27 protein-coding genes and 2 tRNA genes are annotated in these 21,499 nt (G+C 38.8%); 14 read left to right on the forward strand and 15 right to left on the reverse strand.

What is annotated here, in order from left to right; translation table 11 throughout:
- The first annotated feature begins 50 nt into the window (after window positions 1-50).
- From E7Z79_RS01930 to E7Z79_RS01940, 3 genes are read left to right on the forward strand one after another with little or no spacing between them, the layout of a single operon-like run.
- Window positions 51-713, forward strand: a complete 663-nt coding sequence (locus tag E7Z79_RS01930; RefSeq protein WP_303738296.1) for a delta 1-pyrroline-5-carboxylate synthetase — start codon at window positions 51-53, stop codon at window positions 711-713.
- A 1-nt stretch (window position 714) separates the two neighbouring features.
- A complete protein-coding gene (locus E7Z79_RS01935; protein WP_303738297.1) occupies window positions 715-876 on the forward strand; it encodes a zinc finger domain-containing protein in 162 nt (53 codons plus the stop codon).
- Between the two features lie 20 nt (window positions 877-896).
- Window positions 897-1,166, forward strand: coding sequence for an elongation factor 1-beta (locus tag E7Z79_RS01940; RefSeq protein WP_303738298.1), 270 nt, complete (start codon window positions 897-899; stop codon window positions 1,164-1,166).
- A gap of 143 nt (window positions 1,167-1,309) precedes the next feature.
- Here the strand turns inward: E7Z79_RS01940 and E7Z79_RS01945 are convergent, their stop codons facing one another.
- Window positions 1,310-2,152 carry a CPBP family intramembrane glutamic endopeptidase gene (locus E7Z79_RS01945; protein ID WP_303738299.1) on the reverse strand — a complete coding sequence of 281 codons (843 nt, stop codon included), beginning with the start codon at window positions 2,150-2,152 and terminating at the stop codon, window positions 1,310-1,312.
- Entirely contained in the window at window positions 2,149-2,763 is a 615-nt protein-coding gene (locus E7Z79_RS01950; RefSeq protein WP_303738300.1) for a TetR/AcrR family transcriptional regulator, read from the reverse strand. The genes E7Z79_RS01945 and E7Z79_RS01950 overlap by 4 nt, the downstream gene beginning before the upstream one ends.
- A gap of 750 nt (window positions 2,764-3,513) precedes the next feature.
- Between E7Z79_RS01950 and E7Z79_RS01955 the strand changes: the two genes are divergently transcribed.
- Window positions 3,514-4,230, forward strand: a complete 717-nt coding sequence (locus E7Z79_RS01955; protein WP_303738301.1) for a DUF4012 domain-containing protein — start codon at window positions 3,514-3,516, stop codon at window positions 4,228-4,230.
- A 6-nt stretch (window positions 4,231-4,236) separates the two neighbouring features.
- On the opposite strand, the gene E7Z79_RS01960 is transcribed toward E7Z79_RS01955, so the two are convergent.
- Together E7Z79_RS01960 and E7Z79_RS01965 are read right to left on the reverse strand one after the other, a co-directional pair.
- Window positions 4,237-5,139 (reverse strand): type II secretion system F family protein, encoded by a 903-nt coding sequence (locus E7Z79_RS01960; RefSeq protein WP_303738302.1) that lies wholly within the window; start codon window positions 5,137-5,139, stop codon window positions 4,237-4,239.
- Between the two features lie 5 nt (window positions 5,140-5,144).
- Window positions 5,145-6,569, reverse strand: a complete 1,425-nt coding sequence (locus E7Z79_RS01965; protein WP_303738303.1) for a CpaF family protein — start codon at window positions 6,567-6,569, stop codon at window positions 5,145-5,147.
- Window positions 6,570-6,694: 125 nt separating this feature from the next.
- Between E7Z79_RS01965 and E7Z79_RS01970 the strand changes: the two genes are divergently transcribed.
- Window positions 6,695-7,600, forward strand: a complete 906-nt coding sequence (locus tag E7Z79_RS01970; protein ID WP_303738304.1) for a 50S ribosomal protein L11 methyltransferase — start codon at window positions 6,695-6,697, stop codon at window positions 7,598-7,600.
- Here E7Z79_RS01970 and E7Z79_RS01975 read toward each other — a convergent pair whose 3' ends face one another.
- The 3 genes from E7Z79_RS01975 to E7Z79_RS01985 are packed head-to-tail and all read right to left on the reverse strand — an operon-like array spanning window position 7,601 to window position 9,827.
- The gene (locus E7Z79_RS01975) at window positions 7,601-7,867 is read right to left on the reverse strand and encodes a hypothetical protein (RefSeq protein ID WP_303738305.1); all 267 of its coding nucleotides are present in this window, start codon (window positions 7,865-7,867) and stop codon (window positions 7,601-7,603) included.
- Window positions 7,864-8,565 carry a hypothetical protein gene (locus E7Z79_RS01980; RefSeq protein ID WP_303738306.1) on the reverse strand — a complete coding sequence of 234 codons (702 nt, stop codon included), beginning with the start codon at window positions 8,563-8,565 and terminating at the stop codon, window positions 7,864-7,866. The genes E7Z79_RS01975 and E7Z79_RS01980 overlap by 4 nt, the downstream gene beginning before the upstream one ends.
- A gap of 8 nt (window positions 8,566-8,573) precedes the next feature.
- Window positions 8,574-9,827 (reverse strand): tripartite tricarboxylate transporter permease, encoded by a 1,254-nt coding sequence (locus E7Z79_RS01985; RefSeq protein ID WP_303738307.1) that lies wholly within the window; start codon window positions 9,825-9,827, stop codon window positions 8,574-8,576.
- A gap of 138 nt (window positions 9,828-9,965) precedes the next feature.
- Between E7Z79_RS01985 and E7Z79_RS01990 the strand changes: the two genes are divergently transcribed.
- Window positions 9,966-10,679, forward strand: a complete 714-nt coding sequence (locus E7Z79_RS01990) for a hypothetical protein (RefSeq protein ID WP_303738308.1) — start codon at window positions 9,966-9,968, stop codon at window positions 10,677-10,679.
- Here the strand turns inward: E7Z79_RS01990 and E7Z79_RS01995 are convergent.
- The gene (locus E7Z79_RS01995) at window positions 10,676-11,137 is read right to left on the reverse strand and encodes a MarR family transcriptional regulator (protein WP_303738309.1); all 462 of its coding nucleotides are present in this window, start codon (window positions 11,135-11,137) and stop codon (window positions 10,676-10,678) included. The two genes, E7Z79_RS01990 and E7Z79_RS01995, sit on opposite strands and share 4 nt — an antisense overlap.
- Before the next feature lie 61 nt (window positions 11,138-11,198).
- Between E7Z79_RS01995 and E7Z79_RS02000 the strand changes: the two genes are divergently transcribed.
- The 4 genes from E7Z79_RS02000 (at window position 11,199) to E7Z79_RS02015 (ending at window position 14,473) form a co-directional block, all read left to right on the forward strand.
- Window positions 11,199-11,696 carry a hypothetical protein gene (locus E7Z79_RS02000; RefSeq protein ID WP_303738310.1) on the forward strand — a complete coding sequence of 166 codons (498 nt, stop codon included), beginning with the start codon at window positions 11,199-11,201 and terminating at the stop codon, window positions 11,694-11,696.
- Window positions 11,697-11,850: 154 nt separating this feature from the next.
- Window positions 11,851-13,869 carry a ferrous iron transport protein B gene (gene feoB / locus E7Z79_RS02005; protein ID WP_303738311.1) on the forward strand — a complete coding sequence of 673 codons (2,019 nt, stop codon included), beginning with the start codon at window positions 11,851-11,853 and terminating at the stop codon, window positions 13,867-13,869.
- Between the two features lie 127 nt (window positions 13,870-13,996).
- Entirely contained in the window at window positions 13,997-14,227 is a 231-nt protein-coding gene (locus E7Z79_RS02010; RefSeq protein WP_303738312.1) for a FeoA family protein, read from the forward strand.
- Between the two features lie 45 nt (window positions 14,228-14,272).
- Window positions 14,273-14,473, forward strand: a complete 201-nt coding sequence (locus tag E7Z79_RS02015; RefSeq protein ID WP_303738313.1) for a hypothetical protein — start codon at window positions 14,273-14,275, stop codon at window positions 14,471-14,473.
- Here E7Z79_RS02015 and E7Z79_RS02020 read toward each other — a convergent pair whose 3' ends face one another.
- The 7 genes from E7Z79_RS02020 to E7Z79_RS02050 form a co-directional block, all read right to left on the reverse strand.
- Entirely contained in the window at window positions 14,474-15,313 is an 840-nt protein-coding gene (locus E7Z79_RS02020) for an ATP-binding cassette domain-containing protein (RefSeq protein ID WP_303738314.1), read from the reverse strand.
- A gap of 9 nt (window positions 15,314-15,322) precedes the next feature.
- Window positions 15,323-16,153 carry a cobalt ECF transporter T component CbiQ gene (gene cbiQ / locus E7Z79_RS02025; protein WP_303738315.1) on the reverse strand — a complete coding sequence of 277 codons (831 nt, stop codon included), beginning with the start codon at window positions 16,151-16,153 and terminating at the stop codon, window positions 15,323-15,325.
- Window positions 16,154-16,271: 118 nt separating this feature from the next.
- On the reverse strand, window positions 16,272-16,580 hold the full coding sequence (locus E7Z79_RS02030; RefSeq protein WP_303738316.1) for a PDGLE domain-containing protein: 309 nt from the start codon (window positions 16,578-16,580) through the stop codon (window positions 16,272-16,274).
- Window positions 16,573-17,205: a cobalt transporter CbiM gene (cbiM, locus tag E7Z79_RS02035; protein WP_303738317.1), complete on the reverse strand. Its 633-nt coding sequence runs from the start codon at window positions 17,203-17,205 to the stop codon at window positions 16,573-16,575. Before cbiM ends, E7Z79_RS02030 begins: the two co-directional genes overlap by 8 nt.
- Window positions 17,206-17,463: 258 nt before the next feature.
- Window positions 17,464-18,744 carry an oligosaccharide repeat unit polymerase family protein gene (locus E7Z79_RS02040; RefSeq protein ID WP_303738318.1) on the reverse strand — a complete coding sequence of 427 codons (1,281 nt, stop codon included), beginning with the start codon at window positions 18,742-18,744 and terminating at the stop codon, window positions 17,464-17,466.
- Between the two features lie 12 nt (window positions 18,745-18,756).
- Window positions 18,757-19,533 (reverse strand): adhesin, encoded by a 777-nt coding sequence (locus E7Z79_RS02045; RefSeq protein ID WP_303738319.1) that lies wholly within the window; start codon window positions 19,531-19,533, stop codon window positions 18,757-18,759.
- Between the two features lie 8 nt (window positions 19,534-19,541).
- The gene (locus E7Z79_RS02050) at window positions 19,542-19,709 is read right to left on the reverse strand and encodes a 4Fe-4S binding protein (protein WP_366208977.1); all 168 of its coding nucleotides are present in this window, start codon (window positions 19,707-19,709) and stop codon (window positions 19,542-19,544) included.
- 138 nt (window positions 19,710-19,847) lie between these two features.
- Here E7Z79_RS02050 and E7Z79_RS02055 point away from each other — a divergent pair, with 138 nt between their 5' ends.
- The 4 genes from E7Z79_RS02055 (at window position 19,848) to E7Z79_RS02070 (ending at window position 21,494) form a co-directional block, all read left to right on the forward strand.
- On the forward strand, window positions 19,848-20,201 hold the full coding sequence (locus E7Z79_RS02055) for a hypothetical protein (RefSeq protein ID WP_303738320.1): 354 nt from the start codon (window positions 19,848-19,850) through the stop codon (window positions 20,199-20,201).
- Window positions 20,202-20,275: 74 nt separating this feature from the next.
- Window positions 20,276-20,358, forward strand: a tRNA-Leu gene (locus E7Z79_RS02060).
- A gap of 32 nt (window positions 20,359-20,390) precedes the next feature.
- Window positions 20,391-20,463, forward strand: a tRNA-Thr gene (locus E7Z79_RS02065).
- A 164-nt stretch (window positions 20,464-20,627) separates the two neighbouring features.
- Window positions 20,628-21,494, forward strand: coding sequence for a hypothetical protein (locus E7Z79_RS02070; RefSeq protein WP_303738321.1), 867 nt, complete (start codon window positions 20,628-20,630; stop codon window positions 21,492-21,494).
- Window positions 21,495-21,499: the final 5 nt, after the last annotated feature.

Below are 21,499 nucleotides of genomic sequence, written 5' to 3' on the forward strand. Positions count from 1 at the left end.
GCAAGGTGTCGTTTAATCGAAGCTACTTTTAATTAAATGTGGTAGAAATCATGAGCATAAAACATGTCGTAAAAATAGGGGGAAGCCTGTTCCCGGAATATGCAGTGGAACTGGCAAAGCAGCTCGAAAACACAGATTCCCTTATAATTTTGGGCGGAGGCGAGTTTGCGAATCTGATTCGCAGATACGACTCTGAAATGAAGTTCAGCGACGAGGCAAACCATTGGACAGCTATCGATTGCATGGAAATCATTGCAAAACTTGTAAACGATAAGGTCGATTCCTCAAGATTGGCGTATACGATTGATGAGGCACGTAAAATATCAGATGAAGGATTCACTCCGATTTTTGTCGTTTCCGGATTTTTGAAAGCTGAAGACCCCTTCGAGTGCAGCTGGGATGTGACCTCGGACTCGATTGCGGCATATGTTGCAAACCTGTTAAATGCGAACCTTTTTATAGTAACAGATGTAAATGGTATATATACCCAAGAGCCGAAGGAGCCGGGTTCGACATTCATAAGTAAAATCGATGCAACAACATTACTAACTTTTCAAGAGTCATCGATTGATGCAATGCTGCCGACTCTTTTATTGAGGTATGGGTCTGATTGTTATGTTGTGAATGGGAAGTTCCCAGAAAGGGTAAGGTCTTTAATAGACGATAATATAAATGATTATAACTTCGATTACACACAAATAATAGGTGAATAGAATGAAAAAAGTTGAATGTATTTCATGTAAACAAGAAATTCCATTAACTGGAACATTCGTTGAATTCGAATGCCCAATTTGTGGAGCAAAAATAGCAAGATGTGAAAAATGCCGTACATTCGGTCACGGTTACAAATGTGAATGTGGTTTTGAAGGACCATAAATATAAAAGGAGGAATTAGAATGGGTGAAGTATTAACTACTATGAAAATCATGCCAGACAGTCCGGAAGTAGACTTAGAAGCTATCAAATCAACTATCGAAAGTTCAATGCCAGAAGGCGCAAGAATCCACGAAATTTCAGAAGAACCAATTGCATTCGGTTTAGTTGCAATCATCTTAAATTTCATCACTGAAGACGGTGAAGGCGGATCTGAACCTGTTGAAGAAATGGTTTCTGCTATTGACGGCGTAGCCAGTATCGAGATTACTGGTGTCGGAAGATTAATGTAAAACTGATTCTCTGTAGTGGGAAGAATTAATTGATTTTTTCCCATTTATTTTTATTTAAAATTAAAAAAGAAAGTAACTAGCCGAAGCGAGTTACTTGATTGTTATTTTTACTTTTTTGGTACTTATTGCAGTCATTGATTGCTTTAATGCTGGCCGGTGCTGTATTCAAGCAATCTTCCGACATGGCGGGTTTCAAAGAACATATCCTTTTTGGCCATGACTATGATGACAGTAACCAATGTTATCACTATTGTCTCCAGGCACTTTGTCTCGGGAGTTAAAGCTATTTTTTCCTGCATGAAATTGACGAAGAAATGGAATATCATGCAAGCCAATATCGAACGGTCGCTTTCAAGATAGACCCAAGTAATGACAAATCCCATAGGGATTCCGCTGACAAAAAAGTTAATCACAAAAAGGGGATTCACCATAAGTCCCGCCTGATAGGTTCCTTGAATAAAGATTAAAGGAAAATGCCAGAAAGACCACAGCACTCCAAAAATCATGGATTCCCAGAACCAGTTCATATAGTTGCCGATTGAATCCTCACAGTATCCTTTCCATCCCACCTCTTCAATTATAGAAGCAATCGTAATGGTAATGAATGCCCCGGCTATTCCAACACCGGTGAAAGAGAAGTTTTCAGTAAATGAAAACTGGTTAATTGACTGTCCTAAGGGCAGCGACAGCAAAATGGAGCAGGCTATTACAATCGCAAATACAATCACGGCCCAAACCACATTCAGCCATTTTACCTTGTAAAAGCCGACCATCTTATTCCTGAAGTCCTGCTTAAGCGCATCTGACCCTGACGCCATAATGAAAACTGTAGACACGATGGCCGGAGCCATAAGTCCTATCAGCATGAGCATTGGACTGATGCTTTCCGGCAAAAAGATTGCAGGAATCCAGAATATCCAGGTAAAAAGGTATGCCAGAGCGAAAAACAGGACCGGTTTGTATTTGTACTGTGCAGTATTGCTCACTCGGCTGCCTCCATATCACTTTTGTCAATCAGGTCATAAATGAAACCCATTGTTCCCTTTTCTGCTCCGAGAAGCTTTTCGGTCATGTCTATAAAGACGGAAATGTCCTGTTCGCTGAATGTGCCTTCATTAAAGGTACCGTCGCTGAGGATAAGAAGCATCTTAACGCGCTCGGGTATATTATCGCATTCAAAGATGCCTTCATTCACTCCCTCTTTTATGACTTCGGATAGGATTGGAGTAATGACGTTGATCAATTTTTTTCTGACTTTATGGTGCATTAACACGTTATCCGGCTGGAAAAGAGCGTTCTTTATGGGTTGTTCCGCTTCGGTAGGTTTTACTGATGTAATTATCATGACTATTTTTTGCGGTACGGGAATGTCCATCCCGATAACCTGCTCTGCCATTTCGGTCTCGCTGGCGATCATCATGTCTATGACCTCTTCGAGCATCTGCTCTTTGCTTTGGAAATGGTAGTAGTATGTGCCTTTGGCAATCTGAGCCTTTTCTATGATTTCGTCAACGCTGGTATTCTCGTATCCCTGTGTGATGAACATATCATAGGCTATTTTTAACAGCTCTTTTTTCCTTTTTTCTCCTTTTTTCATAATTTCCTCCAAAATAAACCATCGGTTGTTTTTTATATCATGGTTGACCTCTTGTTATCGTCAATCATTTTTCGACTATTAGTCGGTTTTTAATTCTAATATGAAAATTATAATATATAAATATTTTCACTTGGGAGGTTGATGGTGTTTGTATACTTGGTTTACCTGTGAAAAAATAGAAAATTGTAGGCGGTTTTTCCACCAGCTTGACTGTATTTTAAATTTTTTGGTTAATCAAAATATTTATATATCATGTGGCACTACTGTTATATAACACATGTTAATTTTTCAGATTCATGGTGTAAAAAAATTTAGGTTTACCTAAAAATTACCAAAACCTTTATATACTATGATGACCTACTTTTATACAAGTGACATATATTTGGGCACGCCTAAATATTCACTTGACAAAACATATTATCAGTCGATAATAATACAATCTCCAAAATATAAAAAAATCTGTCAAATTAGTTTTTCACAATTTCTCTAATTTGATGCAGGGAAATCTTCTGCCAAAAATTTCCCGAAAAACACGAATTGGTGTTTAACTCTCCTCAACCCAAACACCAATTATTATCTATTTTAGATGAAAACATATAACTACTCTCAGAAATTAAATATGGATCCCATATTTAATTTCACTATCCTTTTATTCATTTTTTTTAATTTTTTTGCAATACATAACTATATTTATAATGAAACTTTAATTATTATATGCTTGAAATTAATCGAATAAAGTAGGTAATTATCATGGATAGAACAAGAAGACTTATTATCTTGATACTTGTCGTTATTCTAATAGGATTGATGGCAATTATCGCAGGAGCACTATTCATTGGACATGACAGTGAACTTACTCATGGAAATAAGAACATACTGGTATGTGCAATTGATGAAAGCGAAAGCAGGCCTGGAATGGGCGCTTGTGACATGGCATTCATCGTTAATTTACAAGATGGTACTCTTAAAAATTACACTCCTTTCTATCCTGGAGACATGACACATCCGACAGCTTCCGAACCGCAGGAAGCGCAGGCTCAAGGTGCAGGATCAGCACTGCTGCTTCACGATGCATTTTGGGATGCAGACAATCAGAAGGGTCTGCAGTTTGCAAAGGAAATAGTTGAATACCGCACAAACACCAAAATCGATTCTGTGGTGGCAATTAACAGCCAGGCACTGGATGCAATACTTTCCGCAGCAGGACCATTGGAAATCGACGGAAAAATTACAAATGCAAGCGGTATCGACATAATCCGTGAAGATGACGGCAGCGGAGTATCCAGAGGTGATGCGGTAATAAAGGTTGTTAAAGCTGTTGCAAATGCCGCTTCCGGCAATCCTGGTGTAAAATCCGCAATGATAAATGCTGCACTTGACCAATACTCAAAAGGAAACATCGTAATGGATGACCAAGGAGACTTTGCAGGATTGCTTGCATCAAAAGGGTTTGAATCAATATTCTAACCCTATTCAAATTTTAGGCTCTAGTTTTTTGATGAACAGTCCCATAAACATCACAACCAACGGGAAGAATATCACATAAATCACAAATAACAGTTCTGATGATATCACGTCTCCCATCACTGTCGATCCGGCCATCAGCATGATCAGGCTTATTACCGGTGCCAAAATCGCTATGAACGTATAGATCAATATGAATGAGTTCAGTTTCTGCGAGAACTCCTTTAACTTTATCTGCATGTCAAATGATATGTCCTTTGCAATAATCTCCAGGCTGCCGGCCAGATTGCCTCCGACCCTAAGGGTTCCAACAATCTGATGAATCGCCCGTGTGAGACCTTCGGACTTAACCCTGCGGGACATCTCAAGCAGCGAATCCTCTGTCGGCCTTCCGAATTTTATTTCTTCCAGAACCCTGTTGAACTCTCTGGAAAGTGATCCGTAATTTGCATTTCTAATGGTTATCAAGGCATCATGAAGTCCCCTTCCAGCCTTAAGCTCAATGCTCATGTGCCTCAGCGCATAGGGAAGCTCCTGATTCAGGTCGGAATATCCCCGCTGCTCTTTCATATGCGGATACTTCAGCAGAAAGATGTAGGCCATAATCACTATAATCAGATACATTCCTCCCGGCTCCGCCCCGGCAATGAATGAAACTGCCGCAAATCCGGTAAGCAGCAATCCGATGACATGCCTTTTCAATAGGACTTCAAGCAATTCGTCCCTCAGCCTGTCGAATCGTGTATCATACTTCCCTTGTTTTGTGCTGATGTCAAAGTTTAACTTTTCAAGTATTGACGGGTCAATTCGTTTGTCCTGACCGTCATTTTCTCTTTTTAATGACAGGCTGGCGAAAAAGTTTACGACAGACAGCACTCCTCCTCCAATGAATATGAAAAAGCTGTTGAGCATCATTATCACCTGTTCAGGATGATTCTGTTCAGGACCTTCTGGGGATTTTTATAGTACAGCTCGATAACGCTGTTGACCCCTTCAACGGAACGGATGTTCTGACTGATCATATGCTTCAGGACCAGCTTTCTGTTTTCAATCTCATGTTTAAGCTCAACCATGGATTTTCCGCTTAAGCTGGCAATCTGCTGCAGGGTATTGCTTGTTATGCTGATGTTGTCGATGCTGTCCCTTTCAGGATTCCACTGGAATATCTTGTTCAGCTGGACGGTGCCCTCCTCCATGCCGACAACTTCTGCAACCTCGCTGATTCGTCTAAATGAAACCCCCGATGGGGTGTAAATCCTGTTCTGCATTATTATGAAATCGATTGCCTGTATCATGATTTCCGGAACGGACATCGGTTCGTTGGTAAGTCTTGTTATTGTTTCCCTTGCATCATTTGAGTGCAATGTTCCAAAGCCTGAATGTCCGGTGTTCAGGGCGGTGAAAAGGGTGATTGCCTCGTCGGCCCTCACCTCTCCGACAATGATTCTGTCCGGACGCTGCCTCAGGGAATTCTTGACAAGGTCGTTCATGGTGAGCTCTCCTTTGCCCTCGACATTGGCTGGCCTTGTTTCCATGCGGATGACATGCTCATGGGGAATCTGAAGCTCCAGCGTGTCTTCAATCGTGATTATCCTCTCATTGGGATTGATGAATGCCGAAAGGGCGTTGAGTGTAGTTGTCTTTCCGGAGCTTGTTCCGCCTGAAATTATTGCATTTGCCGATTTGACGCCGAGACCGTCGATGCACAGCCACAGAAACCCTGCAAGGTCCAGTGAAATTGTCCTTGAATTTATCAGGTCGATGATGGTCAGGGGGTCCCGTCTGAACTTTCTTATTGTAAGTGAAGGCCCGTCAGCCGAAACCGGAGGTATTGTGGCGTTTATCCTGGAGCCGTCAATTAGCCTTCCGTCAAGGATTGGGGATTCCTGGTCGATTCTTCTGTTGATTTGCCTTGCAATCGAATCGATGAGGTCCCTGAGTTCTCCTTCATCATCAAACTGAAGATTCGTCTTCATCATTCCGTATTCACGGTGATAGACGAATATGGGCTTTCCGGTTCCGATTATCATTATTTCCTCAAGCTCGTCATCCTGAATCAGCGGGTCTATTGCACCGTATCCGATGATGTCCCTCAGGAACTTTCGTGACAGGCCGTCCAGATATTCATTTGGGATGTCATTGTCCTGTGTTGTTCCGTTCAGCCTTAAGAACAGAAAGCTCCGGATATCATTTAGCAGCTTCTCTTCACTCACCTGGAAATTGTCGCCGGCGGATATTGCCAGGTCAACCAGATTCTCGCGCATTTCTCCCAAAAGGATTCTCTCTTCGGGAGAGTATTCTTGCTTTGTTACGTCATATTGTGGTATTATATCTTTGTTCATATTTTCACCAATGGCGATTTTCAGTTATAGTTACTAATTAGTATTACTAATTTATAAAGTTTTTATTACTTTTGAAAGCATTATTAGTGATATAGAACAATATTTAAACATTAAGGCATTTTGAGGTGGTCTTTATCATTGAAATCGATGAAAAAATCAAATCGCTTGAAGAATGTGAGAAATGCAAGGATGTCCAAATAAAGAAATTTACCCCATTGAGGGACCTGATAGATTTTGAAACCCTGGACGGGGAATATATGAGATGCGAATGCGGAAAAAGGCCGCTTGATATTGTGATGAGCCATATCCTTAAAATAATGATTGAAGAGGCCATCGTTCCCGAAAAGGCGACTCTCAGGAGAAACTCTCCTGTTCCTCTATCCGGATTTTACTACAGCAGCCTGAACCCTCAGTTTATTGGAGAAAAGACACTCATATTGCTGCATCCTGATTTTACAGCAGATGTTGCATCAAGATTGATCAATGAGGTTCCCGAAGTCAAATGTGTCCTTAAAGGAAGTCCTCAGAATACAGTGGGCCAACTGGACAGGAATTCACAAATCAGCCACTTTGAAATTCTTGAAGGCGACGACACCCAGATAAATGTCATGAGGACCCTGCTGCAGGAAAAGGTGGTTCTGGTCAAAAGTCAGTCAAGACACCACATCGAAGTTGCAATGACCACCGAAGAGAAGCTGCTCAGGCTGCACAACTATCTGAAAAACAACGATGTCAAAACAGGAACTGCAATTGACGGCATGTGCGGTCTTGGGGCGCTTGGAATCTATCTGCTCAAATACGGATTTGAAAAGGTGATGTTCAACGACATCAATCCTGAAATGATTGATGCTTTAAAGAACAATCTGGAAATAAACGGCATTTCCGATGGCTATGAAATATATAATGGGGCATTCGAGGATTTGGAATTTGGTGATGTGGATTTATGCGTCATCGATGCATTCCCTGGTGTGGATGTTGAAGAAATAGTTAAAAAGGCCGAAAAGATGGCTGAAAATGTGATTGTTATCTAGTTACAGTTTATTATTTAATTCTAGGATAATTTTAAACATTTTTTCAATATCTTCAGGCATATTTTTTTCTATAACTTCGAAAGGAGCAATATGCTTTCTATTAAGATATTCCTGGGCAAAGCTACGGCCCATGAATTCAACGCCCTCAAAATTCATAATTACCTTTGAAACAGTTTTATCAATGTTTTTGAACAGTTTTTCGATTTTTTGTCTTGATCCTAAATCTGTGCCGATTTCTTTTTTTAGAAAAACTTCAATTTCGCTCATGTTATCTGTTCATATTTTACTTGTTTTAAATATTTATATATATCAATTTTTGAGTCCAAATTCATTCTTAAACTAACTAATGTTCCCTTAACGCAATCATGAGGGATTTTTCTGGCAGTGATGCGGTCTTTAGTTATATGTATTAATGCACATCCTGAAACAATTAATACTTCCCCATTGCTACCGGATATAACAATATTTATGGTGTTGTTTAATCCAGTTCCTCTTTCAATGTATCCTAATTCATTTTTACTGGATAACCCATTAATTGCTTGCATAATTGCATCACAATCATCTTTTATTGGACATTGAAGCTTTTTTAAAGAAGCAGGTATGGTTATTCCATCATCTAAAAATCCAAATTCATAGAACTTGCCGTCATTTTTACCCATGACATATGCATTTTCAAATTTTGAATGGTCATAAATATTTGCGATTAATTCATGAAAAACAAATTTTAGGGTGGTGATATTGTTTTGGTTAATGTTTAATTCTTCTAAGATTTCATTTGATATTTCTTCCGAATTATCAGTATTCACATTAACTTTTCTAATTGAATCTATTTTTTTAAAATTAATTTTCTCATTGTTAATCATTGGCAAAGCAACAGTTGGACTAAAATCACCAATATCCATTTCAATATCTTTCTTTTTCATATTTTCATATTCTTCAAATTTCTTTAATAATATTCTTTTCATCAAATCACCTAAATAAACATTTGCATGTAGATAACAATTGCAGGAATAATCAGAACGCCCATCAGGTGGGATTTGCCGATTCCAATGTAGTGGGGAAGCATTCCCATCGCAGTTGAGGTAACCAAAGCCAGGCTCATGTATAAGACCGGTGCCTTATAGTAGATGATGAAAAGGTACAGTATCACAATCTGGAGAATAATCACTCCAATCGAGAGTTTCCTATAATCAACACCGCCCATCAGCCTTGAAAATGAGTCCCCCAGTTTCAATGACAGCATCAATGAGACGGACACGGCAATCAATGATGCGAAAATGAAGATTGCCAGATGGTTCAGCCCCATTTCAAAAATCAGGTATGACATGTAGACCGCTATTCCGCTTCTCGGGTTTCCTATAATGTAGATTGCAATCAGCGAGAACAGGCAGTCTGAAATGTTCAGTCCGGATGTTGCAAGAAGGAAATTCACAGTATCTTCATCGTCATTGTCGTTTGTTCCGCTCACAGCCTGTGCTATCACCGTTCCCTGTGCAGGTCCGAAGCCCGGCAGAAAGCCGAGGATTGCGCCTGTGATTCCTCCTGCAAATATGCTTTTGAACTTGTTGTAATCAATGTTGAGCTCGTAGAAGGGATTCTGATGCGGTATTGTGGAGGAGTCGTTCAGGCTGAACAGTATTGTGCTTATTCCGAAAAGTCCCGAAAATGTGCACATCAGCGTGATTCCGGATGATATTGGGGTTTGGAAAATTATCCATCCGAGGATTCCCGAAAGCACAAAGAGAAGAAGGGCCCACAGAAAGTCCCTGAAGTTTCCGGTCATGCTGTGTGTCAGATAGATTGATGCGGCAAGAAGTATTATCCATGTAAATGGCTTTGATACGTCGTGCAGAATCGGCAGGGCTATTGCAAAGGCTGGAAGCATCAGGATTGTCACGATAATTGCCCCGAATCCTCCGACGGAGACGACTCTTATAACCTCTTTTGACCTGCCCTGAAGCACCATCCGGTGTCCCGGAAGTATTGATGTTGCCGTTCCCTCCTGAGGCACTCCCAAAAGCATCGAAGGCACAAATTCGATAAGCGCATGGGCAATCGACATCGAAACCATGAGCACACATAGGAATTCCGGCGACACTATCGTCAAAAGGAATGTTGAGGATGCAAAGATTATCGCTCCTGCGGTATTGACGTGTATGCCGGGTATCATGCCTGTCGTTGTTCCTATTGCTATTCCTATAAAACATGCTATAACTAATTCTATCATAGCTATTAATTGAACAAACTATAATTTAAAGCTTGTTTAAGCCAATAAGGAATATTTACTTTGTTTTTGAATATTTAGGTGATTTGGTAATATTGTTTCCATTAAATATAAATGTTATTAATGTGTTAATATAATATTATGGCAAATGTCAAAAAAGTTGGAGTGATCTTAATAGGATTGTTTGTGGCCCTGCTGCTCATCTCATTTTTTGTAGGCACTGCAATCAATCTTTTCGTTCCGCCTTCCGAAGCGGTTTACAGTGACAGTATAGTTGAGGATATAGGCGGAGACAATGCTTTGGTTGCAACTTTAAATGGCTGTGCTGAAGTGTCTAGAAACGATATCCCTGACGGAAATTTTAAAACAGACTTGAACTTCAATCTCGGCTGGAAAAATGCAAAAAACATCAGTTTTGTGGATACTTACGCCAATAAGGGATATATGATTGTATGGAAGGATTCTCCAAAGAATTATCCTATCCTTTCAAGTGAAAAAGAGGCAAAATACATATCCGATTATGTCGGGGCAATGAACGGAACATGCTTTTTGGTCAATTTCCCCGATAAGGATGCGGTCTATGGAATAATCGTTGCGGGCGATGATATCGAATGCTCCGAAGCCCACTTGATGTATACGATTCTTGATTTGAACCGGTCTGAGTTTAAGCAAACCTACTCTACGGCCACCTACAGCTATCCGAGCAGCTATGATGGTGGTTCAAGTCATTATCACACGGTGATTCCAGACAGATACACATTGTCAAGAACCGATCCCGGCGCCTATTATGACCATTACGAATATGGTGACAATTACGATATTGACAGCTATTTGGAATCTCAGGGATATGATTAGAATTTTTCACGGTTGAATTCCAGTGATTTCAGTGAGATGCATGAAAGAAGTTCAAGCAGTTCATTGCGAGGAATATTCAACTCTTCGCAAATCATGTCATCCCATTCCTTTTCCTTTCTAATCAGAAATTCCGCTGTTTCAATTCCTTTTTTGGTTAATGTGATTTTATATGCCCTTTTGTTTTCCTTATCGATTTCCCTAACAATGAGTCCCTTTTCCTCAAAGTCCTTGAATGCTCTTGAAACCCCGCTTCTGTCCATCAGGCATGCCTTTGCAATATCTGACTGGTTTGTGCCCATTTCATAATATAAAAATAGCAGCATGTAATACTGGCTGGGCAGGATGTCAGTTCCGCTTTTTATATGCTTGTTCATGTAGAAATCATGAGTCTTGATTAGGGTAATCAAGTGATTGGCAATAAATGGGGAATCCTTGATTATATCGTCGTATTCAATCATAAAATCACTAATTAATATTTTAGTGTCAACGTTTAAATAGTATTTGTAACAAGTTAATAACATGAAAAGAAAAATCATCATCATTTTGGCAATACTTGCGGTATGCATCCTGCTTGCAAGTCCAGTCGTTGCAAAGCAGAAGGTAAAGGTTAAGATTTCAACCGATGACTGCGTAATCAAGAACAAGGGTTATATCGTAATCAAATTGGTTGACAAGAACGGAAGGGAAATCAGATCCAACGGAATGATAAAATATACGATCACCGATGACAACGGCAATTATAAATGGGTCAGCAAGTCATACGGCAGCGGCATAAGGGTCAAATATGACGTGGGCCACTACAACGTCAATGTGGTATTCAAGGGTGATTCCAAATATAAGGGGGCTGAAAAAACCAAGGACATTACTGTAACGAATGATTTTGATGCCTATACGTATTATGACAACCACAACTGGGGTCTCAACCAGGAAGTCGATGACTATATCGGAGACAATTACTGGAATGAGGAAATCTATGATGATGTTGACGACCCCGAAAACGAGGCATGGAACATCTGATGTTTGACGTCTGGTCATAATTCAATATTCCAATTTATTTTTTTTTGGCATGCTTAAATATTTAAATAATATGAATAACATAATTTAGTTTACCTAATTTTTTTTTAAACGGCAAAATTTGATGCCATTATTGTATTGAAAAGGAGAATGATTGATGAAAAAATTGATTGTAGGATTGGCTGGAAACCCCAATGTGGGCAAAACTACCGTATTTAATCAATTGACCGGTATGCACCAGCATGTTGGTAACTGGCCCGGAAAGACCGTTGAAAGGGCGGAAGGATTTTTCAATCATGGCGATTATGAGTATCAAATTGTTGATTTGCCGGGAAATTATGCTTTAAGTGCTCATTCCATTGAAGAAATCGTTTCAAGGGATTTCATTGTGGATGACGACTCTGATGTCATTGTCAATGTGGTTGATGCGGCCAATATCGAGCGAAACCTCTATCTGACAGTTCAGATGATGGAATTGGGCGCCAACATGATTATGGCGCTGAACATGAATGATTTCGCCAAAAGAAGGGAACATTATATCAACATCGACTTGATGAGCGAGCTATTGGGTTTTCCAATCATTGATATCAATGCAAAAAACAAGGAGGGTATTGAAGAGCTGCTGGTCACTATTGAAAAGCAGGCTGCAAATCCCATCAACACCAGTGAGAAATTGGCTTACGGCGCAGAGCTTAATGAACATCTCAAAGACCTTCAGGGTCTGATTGAACAGGATAAGGACTTACTGGATGTTCCATCCATCTGGACAGCAATAAAACTCTTGGAAAAGGATTCCATTGTAATTCAGAAAGTCCAGCAATCTCCATTGAACTCCAAAATCATGATTGAAGTTGATAAGGTGAGCAAACACCTTTATGACATTTATAAAGAAAGTTCTGAAGAGGTCATTGCAAATGCAAGATATGCATTCATTGACGGTTTGATTGCCGAGGCTGTCGATAAGCCGGAAGTGGAAAAGCCGTCCATTTCAGACAAGATTGACAGTGTTTTGACCCATAGGGTTCTTGCAATTCCTATTTTTCTTGTAATAATGTGGGTGATGTTCCAGATTGTTTTCACCCTCGGATCTCCTATGCAGGCATTCATTGATGCGGTGTTCACCGAATGGGGAAAAATTGCCGCTGCATCAATACCTAACCCATATCTGGCATCATTTGTTCAAAAAGGACTGTTTTGTGGAGTAGGTGGTGTTTTAACATTCCTGCCGATCATCTTCCTGATGTTTTTATGTTTAAGTTTTCTGGAGGATTGCGGATACCTTGCAAGAGCGGCATTTACCTTGGATTTGGTGATGCATAAGCTTGTGGGACTTCATGGAAAGGCATTCATTCCAATGATTCTGGGATTCGGTTGTGGGGTTCCCGCTGTAATGGCAACCCGGACTATGGAGCATGAATCCGACAGGATACTTGCAATGATGCTCATCCCGTTCATGTCATGCACTGCAAGATTGCCGATTTATGCGATTTTCACAGCCGCATTTTTCCCTGACCATGCGGGAACCATGCTGTTGGTGATGTATCTGTTGGGTATTGGTGTGGCGCTTATAGTTGCGACAGTGCTTAAAAGGACATTGTTCAAAGGAATGTCCGCACCATTTGTTATGGAACTTCCGACATACAAGCTGCCTTCCGTAAAAGGTATCCTGATTCATACCTGGGAAAAGGTGAAAGGATTTATCAAAAAGGCGGCAACAATTATTCTGGCGGCCGTAATAATCATTTGGGTGTTAAGCGTTTTCCCATTGGGTGTGCCTTACGGATCACAGCAAAGTCTTTTGGGAATGTTCGGTTCTGCAGTTGCACCGGTTTTTGCACCTCTCGGTTTTGGAACATGGCAGGCAGCGGTTGCAATCATTGCAGGATTGCTTGCTAAAGAGGCCATTGTAGGTACATTGGGAACATTGGGCGGCCTTGAGGAAGACGATGAAGAGGGCATAACAAGTTTGGTTCATGAGACATTCACTCCTCTCTCAGCATTCACATTCATGGCATTTTCACTTCTTTACATACCATGTATTGCAGTGCTTGGTGTAATCAAACAGGAAACCAACAGTTATAAATGGCCGGTTTTAATGACAGCAATCACACTGGTTACTGCTTATATTGTAACTTTCATGATATTCAATGTAGGAGTATTGCTCGGCTTTGGATGAATGATAATCCCTATACTCTTTTTTTAAAATTTTTAGTCATAACTAAATATTTATATATTGCTTGTTACATAACAATAATTAAGAAATTTTTATTTACCTAAAAATTATTTTTAGGATAAGTGATATTATGGTTAAAACCTTAAAAGACGTAAAGCCGGGTGAAACAGTAACTATTGTTAAATACCATCATTCCGGTGATGTTGAGTTAAGAAGACACCTGTTGGGTATGGGTTTTGTTAAGGGAACTAAAGTCCATGTAAAGAAAGTGGCCCCTTTTGGCGATCCAATTGAAATGAGCATCAGAGGATGTGAGGTCTGTCTTCGAAAAGAGGAAGCGGAAAAAATTGAAGTGATATAGCTTTAGTTTTTCATTTATATAACTATTTTTGATGCGGTGTTTATTGTGAAATGTCGTATGTGCGGTTTTGAGTTTGATGAGACAAAATTGGAAAATCGTGGTTGCGTAAGCTGCGGAAAGCACGACAACTGCAATCAGGTTCACTGTCCCAACTGCGGATTCGGCAATCACCCTGAATTTGAAGAGGAATTCGAGTTCATTGCAAAACTTAAGGATAAACTTAGAAATAGGATAAACGGGCACTGATTAGCTGTTTTTAGCATTCAATATTTCTTCAACGGTTTCATCAATGCTGATTTTTTCGGTATCGACATCCAGTCCGTTTGCCTTTAGCTTGTAGAGTATTTCAGTTGTCACCGGTGCCTTCAGATGAGCTTTTTTTAGCAGTTCCTTATCGGAGAAGATTTGGTGCTTGTCGCCTTCAGCTATGATTTCCCCGTCATACAGGACGAATATCTTGTCTGCAAAGTGATTGACCATCTCTATGTCGTGTGATGAGATTACTATGCTCATTCCTTCATCGTTAAGGTTGTTCAGGATATTCAATACCTTGTCGACACCTTCTGGGTCAAGGCCTGCAGTGGGCTCGTCAAGAATCATTATGTCCGGCCTCATGGCTATGATTCCGGCAATGGCCACCCTCTTTTGCTGTCCCCCGCTTAAGTGGTGAGGGGTCTTTTCTTCAAAGCCTGCCATTCCCACCATCTCCAGAGCTTCCTTGATTCTTCTTTCGACCTCATCATAATCGAGGCCCAAATTCATCGGTCCGAAGGCAACATCCTCCTTGACGGTTGGAGCAAAGAGCTGGTCGTTCGGATCCTGAAATACGATTCCTACCTTTTGCCTTACCTTAAGCAGCTCTTCACGTTCGAATATGATTTGTTTACCTTCAATCTCAACGTGTCCGGAGGTAGGTTCGCTTAAGCCATTGAAATGAGAAAATAATGTTGATTTACCCGCACCGTTAGGCCCCATGATAGCTATCTTTTCTCCCTTTTTGATTTTGATATTGACATTTTTTAAAGCCTGAGTGCCGTCGTGGTATGTATAAGATAAATTTTTTGTCTCTAAATGAATTTGTTCCATTTCTCTCACCTAATTGATTCCTAACTTTTGACCGAAGTAACCCAATTGCCCAGCATACCGGAACATTATGATTTCCAGCACAACGACAATCAGTATAATTGTAAATAGATATAAGTAATCGCTTCTTTCGGGGGATTTTTTCTCGTCAAACATTTCTGACGCGTCGGAAAATCCTCTGCTCACCATACTTTTATGAACCCTTTCTCCCTGTTCATATGCCTTTAAAAACATCATTCCGATGGTGTATCCGACCTGTTTCACCCTCCATTTGTATGGGGTGTTGCTGCTGTGTATGTTGAAGTTTCTTGACTTTTGGCTTTTCCTGATTGCCGCAAGCTCGTCAACGAAGAGGAAAAGGAATCTTACCATGATGGACAATATCATTGCCAGGTCCCTTGGCATTTTCAGCTTTCTAAAGGAGCTTGCCATTTCCTGCAATGGTGTTGTTGATGAATAGATTATGATTGCTGTCAGGGACACGATTAATCGGACTGACAGAAGGATTGCCCAATTGAGTCCTGCATCGGTTACATGCAGCCATGAATAACTCCAGATGATGTTTCCAGGCTGTATGAACGGCTGAAAAATTATGATCGCTCCACCAAACGGCAACAGCATTAATAATCGTTTAAATGAATCAACATATGACAACTTAGCTATTTTCAGGACTATCAAAAGAAATATTTCAAGGATTATTGGTATGAAGATTTCCTGGGAGATAACGCAGACTACAATGATGAAAATTGTGGAGATTAGTTTAATCCTTCCCTCCAGATTATGTATTGGGCTATCCTGGGAAGCCAAATCGTCAAACCGCATTATCTGTGTTATGTCTACCATATTGATTCACTAATATAATATTAAAAACTCGTAATATATTATTATTTGCTTATGTGCATTTTATTAAATTTCAATTACTTTTAAAAAAAAGAAAAAAATAGAAATTAAAGGTTAATTTCTACTTTTTAACTACGTATGCAACTCCTAATCCTAATAGAAGAGTTACAACTACCCCTATAACCAGTGCTACAATCTGTAATACTTGGTTGTCAGGACTGCTTGCAAACGCATAATCAGGGAATGGTGCATCTGGGATTCCTTTTATTTCCTCGACTGAGAAGTCTTCAGCAAGTCCGGAATCTTCTGCAGATTTTTCCAATCCGTCTGGGTCACCAGATGCGATGTATGGTGAAAGAACACATATGATGACACAAATTACGATTGCAACTCCAATTAAAGCCATGTCTTTTTTTTCCATTTTATGCATCTCCTTCATTCCATGCAAGTAGATCTGGTCTGAATTTGTCTAATGCTACAAGAACTATTACAGTTAATACAGCTTCGATTATTCCAATAAAGAAGTGGTATAGTACCATTGATGGAATACCTACGTTTGCTGGGAAAGTTCCTGCGATTGCCATTTCGATAGCACAGGCCAAAGCTGCGATTACGGTTGCTAACCATGCTCCAACTCCAGCTGCTGCGTATTTTCCAATCATTCCGTTTAATCCTTTGAAGGTATATAATCCAACAAAACCTCCAACGATTGCCATGTTCAGTACATTTGCCCCTAAAGCAGTAATTCCTCCGTCTCCAAATATCAGTGCTTGGATGAGAAGTACCACTGTAAATACAAGTACTGCAGCTTCAGGTGCTAAAAATACGATAGCCACTAAAGCTCCTCCAACCATGTGTCCACTAGTACCGAATGGAATTGGCATGTTCATGGACATGATTGCAAAAATACCTGCTGCGAGAACTGCTAAAAGAGGTATACGTTTTTCATCTAAGTTGGATTTTGCCCATTTCACGGAGAAGTATAATGCGACAATCAGAATCACATAGTATACTATACACTGTGCAATAGGTATAAATCCGTCAGGTATATGCAAATTTATTCCTCCATTTTTTTAAAGTAATACTTTTTTACTTTTCATTTATAAAATAAGTATTACTAAAAAGTATTATATTTACTTCATTTGAGTAATATCAAGTTAATTGGGAGTTTTATTAAGTATAATGGTTAATAAAACAGTATCTATTCTTGACATTTAATATTTTAAGCCGATTTTTATATATAAATGTTATTAAAGTAATACAAATTAGTATTATTTTAGCTTTTTTGTAATACTTGATGCCATAAAATGAGCTTAATTTCTTGTATTTTTGATGTCAATCAAATAGATGAAAACGGCTATTACAAAGTATATTAAAACCTGTATGTCCAGAATTCCGGTTTCAATACCTAAAATTGTGTATGTTAAAATCAGGGAGTAAATCCCAATATAGAAATAGTTTTTGGTCTTCTGCATTATCTTGAATCCGATGCCCAGAATGAAACCTAAAAGCAGCATCCCAATCAGTACTCCGACCTTTCCGAAGTCAACCACCATCTGGCCGATTAAAGTTGGTGTGACGGTCACTTCGGTTCTCCATGCGATAAGCTTTCCAACCATCATCCTCGGTCCTAAATCGCTTCCGGGAATTGAACTTACCAGCATATGGCCATGGGTAAGGCCGAAATTGCCTCCAAGGAAATCAAGCAGGTTCAATACATGTAATGTAAAGTCTGCCCTTGACTGCAGGGAGTACAGCGGACTGGTTGATGATGTTATTGTCATCTCCCCAAGTGATCGAAAATAGCCAATTCCAATGATTGCACCTATACCAATAACTGCACCGATAACAACTTCCCAAAGTGAAACGATATTTCCATAGAAACCTATGATAATTATGATGAGAAATGCTGCAAGTAGTGGTGTCCTATAACCTAAAAGCAATAAAAATGCACAGTCAATAAATAGCAAAAACAGAAATCTGAATCTCGCCTGTGAACGTGTAATTTTTTTGTCCTGAAAGTCCTTAAGATATGCGCTTGCAATCAGGCAGGTTCCTGGTATGATTAAAAATACAGGCATAGTGAGAATAGGCTTTAGCAGATATCTGATTGACGGCTTTAAAAGTGGAATTCCGCCAACGGAAGCAATGCTTACGAAGAAAAATACGATGCTTATTAATATTAGGCAAAAGCCAATTGAATAAATGTCCCTTCTTTCGAATTCAACAATATTCTTTAAATTGTTATTCAGGAAATGTCGTGGAAGTATTGCAGATCCGATAAAGAATCCTGCAAATGCGAGAATCAATGTGATGACCAGGCTGTCTGAAGGCTTGCTCATTGACAAAAGCAGGAATAATGCGAATAAGAAGAGCACGATTAATGGATTGAATATATGATTTTTCAGGATTTCATTTTTATTCAGGAAATTTAAGAAGTTTTCACTGGGATAGAACCTTTTGAAATAGCTGTTGACCCACTGATTTTCAATAAAACCTAATATGGTAAAAATAAAAGTAAATAAAAAAGATTTGTGAAACTCGTCACTGATCTTATTTATCACGGAAGTTAAAGTGGAGTAAATCACGCTCATGGTCCACACGACTTAAAATTTTCGTATATTGGTAACATCAAAGTTTTTGCTGATTTCTTTTATTTGGCTGTCCGAACAGTCATAGACTCTGATGGTAATGTCATCAGTCAAACCGTTGATATTGCCTAAAATTGCATCAGCATCATTGAGATTTTCTTTTGTTGCTTTTTTAATGAATATGTAATCGTCATTGTCATTATTGGATGCTTTTATAGATTCTCTTTTGCCGTTATTTGAGAGTTGGTTGCTGATTTTTTGGGCGTCTTTGGTATTCATGGAATCTACGGACACGCCGGTTGTTATTTCATAATCTGCATCAGCCGGAATCTTGCTTGTGAAATCCTTTAGGGAACTTATCTCCATCGGATTCGCTTTGATTTCACATAAATTCTTATATTTCTCTCCGTTGCTCTCTAAACTGATGTGGTCAATGTAAATATCTGCATTTGGGACATTGCGATATAATCCGGCCAGATATGTTTCGTTATTAGAATCGATTAACAATCTGACGCCATTTCCTCCGTTGTCGTCTTCCCAAACGACAGTACCGTTTAATGTGGTTTTATTTCCATTTGATGAATTGAAACCTTCAACGTTGGCTTTTACAATAAAACCGTCTTTATAATATTTTAAATAAGTGTCTGGTATTTTATTTACTGTTGATTCGTCAAAAGCAGTTTTTTTCAAATCAGATGAATCATCTGTGGTAATATGGATAAATGCAAATGCAATTGCACATACCACCAATATTATTATGATGTAGTCAATTAATGTGAATTTGATTTTCATGTTTATACCTAATCTTCATATAATGCTCCAACAGGGCAAACATCGACACATTCGCCGCAGTTATTGCATTTACTCTCATCAATTATGATTGTATATGCTCTTCTTTCAATTGCTTCTTCCAAACATACGTCAATGCAGTCTTCACAGACTCCGCATTCTTCCATATCTACTTTCAATTCATCCACCAAAAAAATTTTTAAAGAAATATAATTTAATTTAACTATCTTAATGTTTATATATTTTTGTCAAGATAATTTTTAGGTATTCCTAAAGTTTTAATATTATGAAGTGCATATAGGTAATTGGTGTATGTAATGATTTTCAACAAGTGGATTTCAATAATATTGTCAGGTTTGTTCTTCCTGTTTCTGGCTTTATTCTTCTCGACAATATCAGTCATATTTCTAAATGGCGGTTTGGTTCCGTTTTTGGGCCTGGTAATGTTTGTAATATTCTATTTTATTACAAGGGTGTTCTATAACTATCTTAGAAATGACGACAAATACAAGAACAACCGCCAGGTATCAAGTGATATGCCCGGTGAAAAATATTATACAAAAGGGGAATCCGATCCAAAGAAAGTATTCATTGTTATCTGGTTAATGGTGATTTTAGTATTGACTTCCGTCTCATTATGGCTGTACTCTTTTAATAATGGTTTGGTATGAAATTGTTGAAAATTTCAAAAAAACCATAACCTTTATATATGATGTAATTAAATATTATAACTGTCTATTTGTATGGATGGGTACCCAAGCGGCCAAAGGGGAAGGACTTAAGATCCTTTGGCATAGGCCTCCGAGGGTTCGAATCCCTTCCCATCCACTATTTTATAATTTTTTGTTATCTTCGATTATGCCTTAGTGGCTCAGGTGGTAGAGCGCTACCTTGGTAAGGTAGAAGTCGGGGGTTCGAATCCCCCCTAAGGCTTTCAAGCTATTTTTTCATGACAATTTCATTATGCATCATGCCTTTTTTCTTTTTCGATTTTGATGTAAAAAATATTTTACATAAATTACTTAAAGTATAATAACTTTAAATTAAATAATATTTATGAACATTTTATTTTCAAAAATTTTTTAAAGGTGAAAATTGTGAATTATAAAAAGATTATACTTGTGGGATTTATTTCCGCATTTGTTGCTGTTTTAACTTCTGTTTTAGGAGTTGCAGGTACTGTTATAGGTTCAGTTATTTCATCCATGCTTTATAACATGCTTTCAGAAGCTTTAGAGGAACCTGTCTCAACCGCAAAATTCAGCACCAATTTCGAATGGGAAATTGCATATATATTTCCACTTGCGGTCATTGCTTTAATTCAGTTATTGTTAATTTTCGCTATGCTGTCTGAATTTGGAATTTTGCCTACTACATTCCTCAATGCCTATTTGTCCTTGCAAAATTTAGCTAATAATAATTTATATAGGATTTTAGGTATTGCAATGATAATTATAAGCGTGTATCCTCTTGTTCTAAAACCGGATATTATCAAAAAGGCTCACGGGGTTATCATAGCATTTGTCGGGCTAATATTTTTGGCCCGTGGTTTTGTAGATTTGGGAAATGCAATTACAGACATTTATGACGATGTGTTCATTGTCTTTGATTTTCCAATAGCAGTTCTTGCATTGATTTTGATTTTATTCGTGATAATCAGAATTTTAATGTCTGCAAAAGATTCTGAAAAAGAGTTTAGGATAATTAAGCATAATGATAATGAAAATTTCGCGCATAATGTTAAAAAGGTTCATCATTCAAAAAAACATACAGATTTTGATTATGATAAAAAAATGGAAGAGATTCGCACAAAAAGGTATCACAGACCAAAAAGGCCTAATGCCAACTCCGAAGTCCAATCCCAAGATCAAAGTGTTGATGAAAAGCATGATGCCGGTATAAATAAATCTTCAGGCAATATTCAGTTCGAATCTAATGACCTGCTTGACGATTATAGGAAATAGTTGAT

It is taken from the genome of Methanobrevibacter thaueri (assembly GCF_015062905.1).
Lineage (GTDB): Archaea > Methanobacteriota > Methanobacteria > Methanobacteriales > Methanobacteriaceae > Methanocatella > Methanocatella thaueri_A.